This window comes from Olleya sp. Ti.3.14 (assembly GCF_038154885.1).
Taxonomy (GTDB): domain Bacteria; phylum Bacteroidota; class Bacteroidia; order Flavobacteriales; family Flavobacteriaceae; genus Olleya.
This window is the reverse complement of sequence record NZ_JBAKAO010000058.1, coordinates 1-299: the sequence shown is the minus strand read 5'-3', so window position 1 is coordinate 299 and position 299 is coordinate 1. Positions and strand designations below refer to the sequence as shown.

General features: G+C 33.8%; 1 pseudogene. It reads left to right on the top strand.

Annotated features, from left to right (window positions below):
* A pseudogene (locus tag V6251_RS15270) lies at positions 1-299 on the top strand (M24 family metallopeptidase); the annotation flags it as partial.

The window sequence follows — 299 nt, the reverse complement described above, 5'->3', positions numbered from 1 at the left end:
TGCATATACACCAATAATTGGTTCTGGTAATAACGCCAACGTATTACATTATATAGAAAATAATCAAGAGTGTAACGCTGGTGATTTAATATTGATTGATGCTGGAGCAGAATACGCTAATTACGCTAGTGATATGACACGAACAATTCCTGTTTCTGGTAAATAAAACGACAGACAAAAAGCAGTTTACAATGCTGTTTTAAGAGTTAAAAACGAAGCTACAAAAATGTTAGTTCCTGGAACAATCTGGGCAGATTACCATGTAGAAGTTGGTAAAATATTGACTAGTGAGTTATTAG